The organism is Burkholderia sp. E168m22 (genome assembly GCF_001319805.1).
GTDB lineage: Bacteria > Pseudomonadota > Gammaproteobacteria > Burkholderiales > Burkholderiaceae > Burkholderia > Burkholderia orbicola.
In genome coordinates, this window is record NZ_BBSK01000063.1 from 43,333 (window position 1) to 55,769 (window position 12,437).

The window sequence follows — 12,437 nt, forward strand, 5'->3', positions numbered from 1 at the left end:
CCACCTCTTTGGGGAGTCGAAGGGCCATGTTACATATGCACTTGCAGTTTGGTAGTCCCGCGGTGAAGGGCGAATCCGCGGATAAAGACCACCAGGGCTGGATCGAACTGAAATCGTGGGATCACTCGATCGTTCAGCCGCGTTCGGCAACCGCATCGACCGCTGGCGGTCACACGATGACGCGTTGCGAGCACGGCGACATGATCTTCACGAAGGAAATCGATTCGTCGAGCCCGCTGCTGTATCAGCACGCTTCGGGCGGTACCACGTTCGACGAAGTGACGGTCCATTTCTCGCGCGCTGACGGTGAAGGCAAGCGCGTGCAGTATCTGGAAGTCAAGCTCAAGTACGTGATCATCTCGAGCATCGCGCCGAGCGTTCGCGAGGAAGGTCTGCCGCTCGAGACGTTCTCGCTGAAGTACGCAGCCGTGCAGTGGAAGCAAACCCAGCAGAAGATCGGCGGCAACCAGGGCGGCAACACGCAAGGCGCCTGGAGTCTGACGAAGAACGACAAGACCTACGCGGTCTAAGGTCGGTTGCGGCAACGGGGCGCGTCGCGTCCCGTTGTCGTTTTCGCTGTCAACACCGGCCGATGAAACGATTCGAACCCAGTTTTCTCGACAAGCTGTTCGACGACGAACCGCATCTGCCGGCCTCGGCTGCGATGCGGCAATTGTCGCTGGACGAGCTCAAGAACACGGTCGCCCGCGACGTCGAGGCGATCCTCAACACCCGTATCGCGCACACCGAGAACGAACTGGCGGCGCTGCCGGAATGCCAGAAGTCGGTGCTGACCTACGGGCTGAACGATTTCGCGGGGTTGAGCCTCGCGAGCCACTACGACCGCGCATTCATCTGCAAGTCGATCCAGCAGGCCATCGCGCGCCACGAGCCGCGCCTGCAGCAGGTGCAGGTGACGTTCGAGTTGAACGAGCAAGCCACCAACGCGCTGTACTTCGCGATCCAGGCGCTGCTCGTCGTGCACCCGGCCGAGGAGCCGGTCAGTTTCGACGCGATGCTGCAACCGTCGACGCTGCAGTATTCGGTCACGCGCGCACGCGCGGCACGCATGCAGTAAATCAAGCCGCCGAGCGGGCCGGACCGCCCGGTGGTCAATCAGGTCCGGCAGGAAATATTGAGGTTCGGGGTCGTCGATGGAAGAATTGCTGCCGTATTACGAACGCGAATTATCGTTTTTGCGGCGCTATTCGCGAGATTTCGCCGAACGCTATCCGAAGATCGCCGCGCGTCTCGCGCTGTCCGGCGAGCATTGCGAGGATCCGCACGTCGAGCGGATGATCGAGTCGTTCGCGCTACTCGGCGCGCGCATCAACAAGAAGCTCGACGACGATTACCCGGAATTCACCGAAGCGCTGCTGGAAGTGCTGTATCCGCACTACCTGCGGCCGTTCCCGTCGTGCTCGATCGCGCAGTTCACGCCGGCTTCGCCCGGCCAGCAGACCGAACCGGTCGTGATCGATCGCGGCACCGAGCTGAAAAGCCGTCCGATCCGCGGCGTGCAATGCCGGTTCCGTACCGCCTACGACGTGACGCTTGCGCCGATCCGCATCTCGGAGGCGCGCTATACGCCGGTCGCGCTCGCGCCGAGCGCGACGGTGCTGCCGTCGAACGCGACGGGCGTGATCTCGATCACGTTCGAATCGCTCGCCGCGCAGCTCGATCTCGGCGCGCTGAAGCTGTCGACGCTGCGCGCGCACCTGCACGGCGAGCAGTCGTTCGTCGCCGCGCTGACCGACTGCCTGTTCGTCAACGTGCTCGGCGCGTACGTCGAGCCCGAACGCAACGGCCGCTGGACCGCGCTGCGCAAGCTGCCGATCGCGCAGGCCGGCTTCGCCGAGGACGACGCGCTGATCGACTATCCGGCGAAATCGCACCCCGCGTACCGGTTGCTCACCGAATACTTCGCGTTCCCCGACAAGTTCGATTTCGTCGACTTCGACCTTGCGGCGATCGCACGCGCGTCGGGCCGCTGCCAGCGCGCGACGCTGCATCTGGTGCTGCAGGACGTGCGCAGCGATTCGCATATCGCGCGCCTGCTCGAATTGCTGACGGCGAGCCATTTCCGGCTGTTCTGCACGCCGATCGTCAACCTGTTCCGCCAGCACGGCGAACCGATCCGCATCACGCACCGCGCGGTGTCGTATCCGGTGATCGCCGAGGCGCGGCGTGCGTTCGCGTACGAGGTGTACTCGATCGACTCGGTGAAGCTCGTCCGGCAGCAGGCGCACGAGGAATCGGTGATCGAGTTCCGGCCGTTTTATTCGCTGCATCACGGCGAATCGGCGCGCATCGGCCATTACTGGTTCGCGCGCCGCAACGACTGGGTCGCGCAGAAGAGCCCCGGCTATGAAACCGAGATCTCGATCGTCGACATCGACTTCGAGCCGACGTCGCCGCAGACCGACACGCTGAGCCTCGACCTCACCTGCACGAACCGCGACCTGCCTTCGATGCTGGCGTTCGGCCTCGAAGGCGGCGACCTGTTCCAGGAAGGCGGGGCGCAGACGAGCGGCATCTCGCTGCTGCGCCGCCCGACGCAGAGCGTGCGCTTCGAGCGCGGCCGCGCCGCGCACTGGCGGCTCGTGTCGCATCTCGCGCTCAACCACGTGTCGCTCGTCGCGCACGGCCTCGCGCCGCTGAAGGAAATGCTGACGCTGTACGACCTGCGGCGCACGGCCGTGTCGATGCGCCAGATCGACGGGCTGGCCGGCGTCGAGCAGCGCGGCGCCGTGCAGTGGCTGCCCGGCAAGCCGTTCGCGACCTTCGTGCGCGGCATCGAGATCCGGCTGACGATCGACGAGGAGCACTTCGTCGGCGCGAGCCTTGCGTCGTTCGTGCGCGTGCTCGACAGCTTCTTCGGGTTGTACGTCCACCTCAACAGTTTCGTTCAATTGGTCGTCGTGTCGAAGCGCACCGGCGAGGAGATCATCCGATGCAAGCCCCGAACCGGCGAATCGATCCTGGCGTAGTCGACGCGCTGCTCGACGAGCCGCATCGCTTCGAGTTCTTCCAGGCGGTGCGGGTGCTCGAAGGGTTGTTCGCGCGGCAGGCGTCGGATGCGCCCGGCGCGTGGCGGCAGGGCGACGTGGTCGCGCAGCACATCGCATTCCGCAACACGCTGTCGCTCGGCTTCCCGCCGAGCGAGATCGAAGGCGCGCGTTCGTTCGACGACGACGGCGCGCCGCTGAACTCGGACGAGCAGCGCGACACCGCGCTCGCTGCGGGCGAGCTCGGCCGCGTCGAGCTGACGCCCGCGTTCTTCGGGCTGCTCGGCGGGCAGGGCGCGCTGCCGCTGCACTACACCGAGCAGATCGTCGCGCGCGAGCACCTGCGGCGCGACCACGCGGCGCGCGCGTTCTTCGACGTGTTCTCGAACCGCGCGACCGCACTGTTCTATGCGGCGTGGAAGAAATACCGGCTGCCGTTCCATTACGAGCTCGACCGCGACGAGCGCTACCTGCCGCTGTTGCTCGCGATCGCGGGCGTGCCGAGCGACGAGGTGCGCGACAGCCTCGCGGCCGGCCCGGGCGGCGTGCTCGACGAAGCCGTGGCCGGCTATGCGCTCGCGGCGCGGCACCGGCCGATGTCGGCCGCCTACCTGCAACGCACGCTGTCCGATTACTTCCGCGTGCCGGTGAAGATCGACCAGTTCGTCGGCAAGTGGTACGACGTGCCGCCCGATCAGCTGAGCGTGCTCGGCGAAGTCAACGCGGTGCTCGGCGCGACGGCGCTCGTCGGCGAGCGCGTGTGGCAGCGCGACATGCGCGCGCGGATCGTCGTCGGCCCGCTGTCCAAGCGCGACTACGAGGCGTTCCTGCCCGGCGGCGCGCACGCCGTCGCGCTCGAGCGGATGCTGACGCTGCTCGCCGGCGTCACGCTCGAGTACGAGGTGAAGCTCGTGCTCAAGCGCACCGAGGTCGGCGCGAGCGTGCTCGGCGCGGGCTCGCGGCTCGGCTGGGATGCGTTCCTGTGCACGCGCGATGCGCTGGAGGATCGCTCGGACGCCCGCTACGAACTGCACGTGATTCACTGAGACCCTAACAACAACACGCAATCGAACCTGAGATCGACGCCATGAGCACGCCTCTGAAGACCCTGATCACGAAACTGAACCCGCTGTGCCGCCACGCGACCGAGCGTGCGGCGAGCGCGTGCCTGGCGCGCGGCCACTACGAGGTCGATCTGGAGCACCTGTTCCTCGCGTTGCTCGACGAAGCGACGGGCGATCTGCCGCTCGCCTTGCGCGCGAGCCGCGTCGATCCGCATGCGCTGCACGCCGATCTCGAACGCGAGCTCACGCGCCTGAAGACGGGCAACACGCGCACGCCGGTGTTCTCCGTGCACCTGATCGCGCTGTTCGAGCAGGCGTGGCTGATCGCGTCGCTCGATTCGCAGCTCGGCCGCATCCGTTCCGGGCACCTGCTGCTCGCGCTGCTGACCGCGCCGGATCTCGCGCAGTTCGCGCAACGGATGTCGTCGCGCTTCGCGGAAATGAACGTGACGGACCTGAAGCACAAGTTCGACGAAATCATGGCCGGTTCGAGCGAAGCCGAGCCGCGCCAGGCGGACGACGAAGGCAGCGACGTCGCGCCGGCCGCCGACGGCTTTGCGCCCGCGGCCGGCCCGTCGAAGACGCCCGCGCTCGACACCTATACGACCAACCTCACGCAGCGTGCGCGCGACGGCAAGATCGACCCGGTGATCGGCCGCGAGGCGGAGATCCGCCAGGCGATCGACATCCTGATGCGCCGCCGCCAGAACAACCCGATCATGACCGGCGAGGCCGGCGTCGGCAAAACGGCGGTCGTCGAAGGGCTCGCGCTGCGGATCGCGGCCGACGACGTGCCGCCGCCGTTGCGCGGCGTCGCGCTGCACGTGCTCGACATGGGGCTGCTGCAGGCCGGCGCGAGCGTGAAGGGCGAGTTCGAGAACCGGCTGAAGAGCGTGATCGACGAGGTGAAGAAGAGCGCGCACCCGATCATCCTGTTCATCGACGAGGCGCACACGATCATCGGCGCGGGCGGCCAGGCCGGCCAGAACGACGCGGCGAACCTGCTGAAGCCCGCACTCGCGCGCGGCGAACTGCGCACGATCGCCGCGACGACGTGGAGCGAATACAAGAAGTACTTCGAGAAGGATGCGGCGCTCGCGCGACGCTTCCAGGTCGTGAAGGTCGAGGAGCCGAGCGAGCCGCTGGCCGCCGCGATGCTGCGCGGGATGTCGGGCCTGATGGAGAAGCACTTCAACGTGCGGATTCTCGACGATGCGATCACGGAGGCCGTGCGCCTGTCGCACCGCTACATCAGCGGCCGCCAGCTGCCGGACAAGGCGATCAGCGTGCTCGACACCGCATGTGCGAAGGTCGCGCTCGCGCACAGCGCGACGCCGGCCGCGATCGACGATACGAAGAAGCGCATCGAGCGCATCGATGCGGAAATCGCGTCGCTGGAGCGCGAGGCGGCGGGCGGCGCGGCGCACGACGAGCGGCTCGGCGAGCTGCGCGGCGCGCGCGACACGGCGCTCGAACAACTGGCGAAGGATGAGGAACGCTACGAAGCCGAGCGCGTGATCGTCGCCGAGATCACCGAGCTGCGCGACGCGCTTGACAAGGCACGCGGCCCGTCGGAAGACGGCCAGCCGGTCGACGTGCAGGCCACCCGCGAGAAGCTCGCCGAACGCGTCGCGGCGCTGCATGCGCTGCAGGGCGGCGAGCCGATGGTGCCGCTGCAGGTCGACGGTCACGTCGTCGCGGAGATCGTCGCCGCGTGGACGGGCATTCCGCTCGGCCGGATGGTGAAGGACGAGATCGACACCGTGCTGAACCTGCAGCCGCTGCTGACCGCGCGCGTGATCGGCCAGGATCATGCGCTGGAGGCGATCGCCCAGCGTGTGCGTACCGCGACCGCGAACCTCGAGGACCCGAACAAGCCGCGCGGCGTGTTCATGTTCGTCGGGCCGTCGGGCGTCGGCAAGACCGAGACGGCGCTGGCGCTGGCCGACATCCTGTACGGCGGCGAGCGCAAGATGGTCACGATCAACATGAGCGAGTACCAGGAAGCGCACAGCGTGTCGGGCCTGAAAGGTTCGCCGCCGGGCTACGTCGGTTACGGCGAGGGCGGCGTGCTGACCGAGGCCGTGCGCCGCAACCCGTATTCCGTCGTGCTGCTCGACGAGGTCGAGAAGGCGCACCCGGACGTGCTCGAGATGTTCTTCCAGGTGTTCGACAAGGGCACGATGGACGATGCCGAAGGGCGCGAGATCGACTTCCGCAACACGCTGATCATCCTGACGTCCAACGTCGGCTCGGCCGCGGTGATGCAGGCCTGCCTGAACAAGCCGGCCGAGGAACTGCCCGATCCGGACGCGCTCGCCGAGACGCTGCGTCCGCAGCTGTACAAGACCTTCAAGCCGGCGTTCCTCGGCCGGATGAAGGTCGTGCCGTATTACCCGATTTCCGACGACGTGCTGGCCGAGATCATCGAGCTGAAGCTCGAACGCATCCGCCGCCGGATCGAGGCGAACCACAAAGCCGCGTTCGAATGGGACGAATCGCTTGTCGACGCGGTGCTCGCGCGCTGCACCGAGGTCGACTCGGGCGCCCGCAACGTCGACCACATCCTGAACGGCACGCTGCTGCCGGAGATCGCGGGCCACGTGCTCGGCCGGATCGCCGACGGCGCGGCGATCGCGCGCATCGCGGTGCGCGCGGACGAGGCCGGCGAATTTGCGTACACCGTCGAATGAGCCCCCGCACGCGACATCTGATGCATCAACGGATTCACTGAACCATGCCGATCAATCTCCCCGAGCTGCTGACGCCGATCAGCGATGCGTCGCCCAGCGGCGACGACCTGCTGTTTTCGAACGAATTCGACGCGATCCAGGACGCGCGGCGCTACGACGATCCGACGCTCGACCAGGGCGAATGGGTAACCGAGATCAAGGAGGCCGACTGGGGCTTCGTCGTCGACCATGCGGGCGAGCTGCTGCGCACGCGCACCAAGGACCTGCGGCTCGCCGTGTGGCTGACCGAGGCGCTCGCGCTCGAGGACGGCATCACGGGCCTCACCGAAGGCTATGCGCTGCTCGAAGGCCTGTGCCGCGACTTCTGGGACACCTTCCACCCGCTGCCCGAGGACGACGACATCGAGCACCGGCTCGGCAACGTCGCGTGGCTGTCCGGCCGCACGGCCGAGCTGCTGCGCGCGGTGCCGCTGACGGACGGCGCATCGAATGCGTTCAGCACGCTCGATTGGGAGGTCGCGCAGCACGTCGCGCAGTCGATCAAGCGCGACCCCGAACATGCCGACGACATCGCGCGCGGCAAGCCGTCAATCGACCAGATCGACGCGTCGCGGCGCGTGACGTCGATCGCGTTCTACACGGCGCTGCTGGCGAACCTGAAGGCGTTCGAATTCGCGCTCGATGCGTTCGAGGAGCGGCTCGTCGAGCGCGCGGGCGATTCGGCGCCGAGCTTCCGGCAGGCGCGCGACGCGTTCGAGACCGTGTACCGGCTCGCCGAGCGCTTTGCGCGCGAACAGGGCTATACGGGCAGCGCGCCGCACGCGCAGACGGCGCCGCAGGCCCAGCCCGAACGCATCGAGCCGGTATTCGGCCAGCCGATCCAGACCGAGGAGACTCACGTGCAGCAGCAGACCGCTTCGCGTCCGCCGGTGACGCAGATGATCGCCGGCATCCAGAACCGTGCGCAGGCCGTCGACCAGTTGCGCGCGGTGGCGCGCTATTTCCGTCAGACCGAGCCGCACAGCCCGGTCGCGTATCTTGCCGACAAGGCGGCCGAGTGGGCCGACATGCCGCTGCACAAGTGGCTCGAGAGCGTCGTGAAGGACGACGGCTCGCTGTCGCACATTCGCGAGCTGCTGGGGGTGAGGCCCGACGAGCAGGCGTGAACGATTGTTTTTTGACCTGAGAGCGCGGGCCCGGCGGGCTCGCGATGAACAAGAAGAAGGTGACGCATGAACGTGACCGAACTGGCCCAGGCGATTCGTGGCGGCCTGATCCAGCAGGATCGGCTGCTGAAGACGGACATCCCGTCGCTGCCGAACAATGCGCTCGTGCCGCGTCGCGCCGTAACCCGCTCGGAGCTCGGCCGTGATTTCAGCGTAACGCTCGATCTGGTGTCCACCGCGAGCGACGTCGAGCTCAAGACGCTGATCGCGCAGCCGATCACGCTGTGGATTCAGCAGGCGGACAGGTCGTATCAGCCGATCAACGGCTATATCCACACGGCGCGGCGGCTCGGTGCCGACGGCGGCCTGTCGAGTTACCAGCTGCGCTTCGCGTCGTGGATGCACTTCCTCAAGTTCCGTAGCGACATGCGGTACTGGCAGGACCAGCCGGTCGACGCGATCCTTGCCGACGTGTTCGACAGGCATCCGCAGGCCAGGGGCCAATACCGGTTCGCGCTGTCGAAGCCGCTGCCGTCCCGTTCGTACTGTCGCCAAAGCGAGACCGACTGGAACTTCGTGCACCGGCTGATGGAGGACGAAGGGCTGTTCGGCTTCTGGCGGCACAGTGAAGACGGGAAGGCGCACACGTTCGTCATCACCGACGATCTGCATACCGTCGACGCGCTGTCGCCGAATACCGTCAGGTTCGATCGCTCGGGCAGCGGCACCGAAACCGCCGGTTTCACGCAATGGACCGCGTCGCGGACCTTGCAAAGCACGCTGCATACGACGCGCACGTTCGACTACAAGTCGCCGTCGTCGGCGGGCAATCCGAACGGCACGTCGCTGCCGACGAAAAGCGGGCAGGGCGAGCTGCCCGATCAGGCGGAAATTTACGAATACACCGGCGCTTACACGTATCCGGCGCAGGACCGCGGCGAACACCTGTCGAAGATTCGCCTCGAGGAATGGGAGTCGCGTGCGAAGCGTTTCTTCGGCGTGGGCGGCGTGCGTTCGATCGACGCCGGCCGGCGTTTCACCCTCGTGGACCATCCGGAGCACGATCGCGATGCGGCGAGCGACCGCGAGTTCGCGGCCATCGGCGTCACGCGTTACATCGAGAACAATCTGCCGGCCTCTGACCACGAAGCAAGTTTCCCGCATAGCCTGCAGGACGCGCTGGCGCAGGTGAAGGCCGGGCACGGGAAAGGGGGCGCGTTCGAGGTCGGGCACGACGACGGCTCGGCCGGGTTCTATCTCGTCGCGGTCGAGGCGCAGCGCGCGAGCGTGCCGTATCGCAGCCCGTTCGAGCACCGCAAGCCCGCGATGCAGCTCGAGACGGCCGTCGTGGTCGGTCCGAAGGGCGAGGAGGTCTATACCGACGCGCTGAACCGGATCAAGGTCATGTTCGTGTGGGACCGCCAGAGCGAAGGCCGCGAGACGGCATCGTGCTGGATGCGCGTCGTGCAATCGGATACCGGCGGCGGTTACGGCGCGGTGCATATTCCGCGCGTCGGCGAGGAAGTGCTGATCGGCTACATCGGCGGCGACTGCGATCGGCCGATCGTCATGCATCGTGTCTACAACGGGGCGGCCAAGCCGCAATGGCATAGCGACGGGATACTGTCGGGCTTCCGGTCGAAGGAATATGCGGGATCGGGGCACAACGAGATGGTGCTCGACGACGCGACCGGGCAGAACCGCGCGCGCCTGTTCAGCAGCAGCGCGAATTCGCTGCTTCATCTCGGCTATCTGATCGAGCAGAACGGCAACACGCGTGGTGCGTATCTCGGCTCGGGTTTCGATCTGCGCACGGATGCGTACGGCGCGCTGCGTGCGGGCCAGGGCTTGTACGTGACGACGCATCCGAAGCAGGCGAACAGCCAGCCGCTCGACGCGAGCGAGGCAAAGCAGCAGCTTGGCAGTGCGGACGGGTTGATCGAGTCGATGTCGCAGGTCAGCGAGATGCATCAGGCGGAGAGTCTCGGTGCCGGTCGCGATGCGCTGAAGCAGTTCGCCGATGCGACGCAGAACAGCGTGGCGGGGGCGGCCTCGGGGGGCGGCAGGACGGCCGGCGGCGGAACGGGGAATGCCAATGCGTTCAAGGAACCCGTGATGCTGTTCGCGAGCCCGGCGGGGATCGGGATGGCTTCGCAGCAGTCGGTGCATCTGGCGAGCGAGCAGCAGACCAATATCGCCAGCGGGCAAAGCACGTTCGTGACCAGTGGGAAATCGCTGATCGCCGGCATCCGGGATCGCATCAGCCTGTTCGCGCAGAACGCCGGGATGAAGCTGTTTGCCGGGAAGGGCAAGGTCGAGGTCCAGGCGCACGCGGACAACGTCGAACTCACCGCGCAAAAGGCCGTGAAGATGGTGGCGGCGACCGAGGCTGTCGACGTGGCCGCGAAGCAGGAGATATTGCTGACGTCGGGCGGCGCTTACATCCGGATCAAGGGCGGCAAAATCGAGCTTCACGCACCTGGGAAAGTCGATTTCAAGGGGGCGCAGCACCAGTTCAGCGGACCGACGAGCATGCAGTATCCATTGCCCGCGATGCCGGGCGGCACGTGCAAGCAATGCGTGCTGAACGCGCACAGCGGTCGTGAGTCGATGGTCGAGGCGGATTGATGGATGAAGTCAACGATACGGTCGACCGGAACAACGCGGTCGGCGCGAGCGAAGCGGTTGACGCAGAACCGAATCCACGCGAGCCGAAGTGGCCGGCGTTTCTCGAGACGCTGAAGGCTTCGGTCACGCGTACGGACGATGCGGGCAGTGCGATGCGGCTTTACGCACTCGTCGATACGCGCGGCTATCAGGAGCTGGACGTGCAGCTCGCGGCGGTGCCCCGCCTGCGCTGTGCGTCGCTCTGGGCGGATACCGGGCTCGACGCTTATACGGATATTGCGCCGTACTTGATCGCGTTCGATCACGATGCGATCAACGACGAGAACGCCGAACAGCATCGGCTGCTGCGCCAGCTGTGGTTGGAGGCGGTCGACCTGCATGCGGTGACGTGGCTGTGGTCGACTTGGTCGTTCGATGCGCTCGATCAGCATTTGCGCCAATACGTGCAGTACAAGCTGCCCAACGGCCGCGCGTACTACCTGTTTTTTTTCGACAACCATGTATTGGGGCGACTTCGACAGGTGTGGAGCGATACGCAGGCGCAGCAGTTCGTTGCGCCGTTCGGCGAGATCCGATATCGCGACAGGCGGCTCGACGAGGTCGTGTGGCGCAATGACATGCCGGCGAGTGAAGGTGCGGTACCGGTGGGTGATGCGCCGGGTCTCAGCGAGCGACAGCATGCGCAACTGATCGAGCTCGGATATCCGGACAAGCTCGTGCTGAAGTTCCGCGAGACGATGGGGGCGATGGTCGATCACCTGTCCGATGTGGGGCTGCATGATCTGGTTGTCGAGCAACTCGCTCGAGCGACGGCACACGGGATCGTCGAGGAAGCGGAATTGCAGTGCTACGTGGTGACGGCTGTGCTGGTTTCGCCGCGGTTCGACGAGCATCCGGTCGTGAAGCCGTGGCTCGAGGCGGCTTCGCGAGGAGAAACGAGCGTCGATGCGGCACTGGCCTCTATCGACGATGCGACGTGGGACACGATTCGCGATGCACACGAGCGGGAATTGCTGGAGGCGCGTAGTGACGTGGCGTAGATCCGGGCTCGTGGTGGGGCTGCTCGCGGTCGCTTTCAGCTTGAGCGCGTGCGGCAAGTCGGAGCCGGTGTATAGCGGAATTTCCGTGATGGGCCGGAATTATCTGCCGTACAACATGAGTGGTTTCACCATTACCGACGCATACGGGAATAAGGCGAGTGGCGGTGGCGATGATCCACCGGGAGCGGGTGGCGGGAGCTTGAGATGTTGCTACAAGCTCAAGGGGACGGAATTCACGGTCAGGTGGGAGTACTACGATGTCGACCAGTGGCACAAAGGGGACAAGCAGACGTTCCGTGCCGAGGCGAAGGTGTCGATGCCGCCGTCCCGGTCGCCGGACGATGTGGGTTCCCGGATTTTCGAAGCGCACTTCTTTCCGGACCGGCATGTCGAGTTCCAGTTTCCCGGCCAGATGCTTGATGATGCACGGCTACCGATCATCGAAGTCGTGAAATGGGTGAAGCAGTATCAAGGGCAACTGGACAAGCGATACGACGAGCGCGAGGACCAGCAGTTTCGTCGTGTTGCCCGGATCGTGGCGTCTGCATGGTTGAAATATCGTCTGACCGACCGTAACGATTTGGAGCAGTACGCCTACTTCAGTTTGCTCATCAACAGCCAATTCGATACGCATCCGGACGCTCAGCGCATATTGAAGACCGCAGCCAGCCAGCCGGGTGCATTTGCAAAGTGGGCTCTGTCGCTTTCGAATCAGGTGCGCTCCGAGATGGCAAGCGGGAAATTCGTGGCGGTAGCTGCACCGCCGATAGCTGACGGTTTGCTGCCGTTAGCGCGTGTGGACGAGGCTCTGCATGGTTGATTGTGCGGAGAACTGCTC

At 65.8% G+C, this 12,437-nt stretch carries 9 protein-coding genes; all 9 read left to right on the forward strand.

Translation table 11 applies throughout. The annotated features are described in order from the left end of the window. The first annotated feature begins 26 nt into the window (after positions 1 to 26). The 9 genes from AP428_RS15435 (at position 27) to AP428_RS15475 (ending at position 12,419) form a co-directional block, all read left to right on the forward strand. A complete protein-coding gene (locus AP428_RS15435) occupies positions 27 to 530 on the forward strand; it encodes a type VI secretion system tube protein Hcp (protein ID WP_006477093.1) in 504 nt (167 codons plus the stop codon). A gap of 62 nt (positions 531 to 592) precedes the next feature. After that, entirely contained in the window at positions 593 to 1,078 is a 486-nt protein-coding gene (gene tssE, locus AP428_RS15440) for a type VI secretion system baseplate subunit TssE (RefSeq protein WP_006477092.1), read from the forward strand. 76 nt (positions 1,079 to 1,154) lie between these two features. Then, positions 1,155 to 2,990 carry a type VI secretion system baseplate subunit TssF gene (gene tssF, locus AP428_RS15445; RefSeq protein WP_006477091.1) on the forward strand — a complete coding sequence of 612 codons (1,836 nt, stop codon included), beginning with the start codon at positions 1,155 to 1,157 and terminating at the stop codon, positions 2,988 to 2,990. Beyond that, the gene (gene tssG, locus AP428_RS15450; RefSeq protein ID WP_054928305.1) at positions 2,954 to 4,054 is read left to right on the forward strand and encodes a type VI secretion system baseplate subunit TssG; all 1,101 of its coding nucleotides are present in this window, start codon (positions 2,954 to 2,956) and stop codon (positions 4,052 to 4,054) included. Before tssF ends, tssG begins: the two co-directional genes overlap by 37 nt. Before the next feature lie 41 nt (positions 4,055 to 4,095). After that, positions 4,096 to 6,765: a type VI secretion system ATPase TssH gene (gene tssH, locus AP428_RS15455; RefSeq protein ID WP_054928306.1), complete on the forward strand. Its 2,670-nt coding sequence runs from the start codon at positions 4,096 to 4,098 to the stop codon at positions 6,763 to 6,765. Between the two features lie 44 nt (positions 6,766 to 6,809). Then, positions 6,810 to 7,931 (forward strand): type VI secretion system protein TssA, encoded by a 1,122-nt coding sequence (gene tssA, locus AP428_RS15460; RefSeq protein WP_054928307.1) that lies wholly within the window; start codon positions 6,810 to 6,812, stop codon positions 7,929 to 7,931. Positions 7,932 to 7,997: 66 nt separating this feature from the next. Then, entirely contained in the window at positions 7,998 to 10,559 is a 2,562-nt protein-coding gene (locus AP428_RS15465) for a type VI secretion system Vgr family protein (protein ID WP_054928308.1), read from the forward strand. Continuing rightward, positions 10,559 to 11,599, forward strand: a complete 1,041-nt coding sequence (locus AP428_RS15470) for a DUF4123 domain-containing protein (protein ID WP_054928309.1) — start codon at positions 10,559 to 10,561, stop codon at positions 11,597 to 11,599. The genes AP428_RS15465 and AP428_RS15470 overlap by 1 nt, the downstream gene beginning before the upstream one ends. After that, positions 11,586 to 12,419, forward strand: coding sequence for a DUF3304 domain-containing protein (locus AP428_RS15475; RefSeq protein WP_054928310.1), 834 nt, complete (start codon positions 11,586 to 11,588; stop codon positions 12,417 to 12,419). Before AP428_RS15470 ends, AP428_RS15475 begins: the two co-directional genes overlap by 14 nt. The last annotated feature ends 18 nt before the right edge of the window (positions 12,420 to 12,437 follow it).

Bases quoted from the DNA above. Each gene is read 5' to 3' on its own strand.
- AP428_RS15435 (WP_006477093.1), top strand. From the start codon at position 27: ATGTTACATATGCACTTGCAGTTTGGTAGTCCCGCGGTGAAGGGCGAA.
- tssE (WP_006477092.1), top strand. From the start codon at position 593: ATGAAACGATTCGAACCCAGTTTTCTCGACAAGCTGTTCGACGACGAA.
- tssF (WP_006477091.1), top strand. From the start codon at position 1,155: ATGGAAGAATTGCTGCCGTATTACGAACGCGAATTATCGTTTTTGCGG.
- tssG (WP_054928305.1), top strand. From the start codon at position 2,954: ATGCAAGCCCCGAACCGGCGAATCGATCCTGGCGTAGTCGACGCGCTG.
- tssH (WP_054928306.1), top strand. From the start codon at position 4,096: ATGAGCACGCCTCTGAAGACCCTGATCACGAAACTGAACCCGCTGTGC.
- tssA (WP_054928307.1), top strand. From the start codon at position 6,810: ATGCCGATCAATCTCCCCGAGCTGCTGACGCCGATCAGCGATGCGTCG.
- AP428_RS15465 (WP_054928308.1), top strand. From the start codon at position 7,998: ATGAACGTGACCGAACTGGCCCAGGCGATTCGTGGCGGCCTGATCCAG.
- AP428_RS15470 (WP_054928309.1), top strand. From the start codon at position 10,559: ATGGATGAAGTCAACGATACGGTCGACCGGAACAACGCGGTCGGCGCG.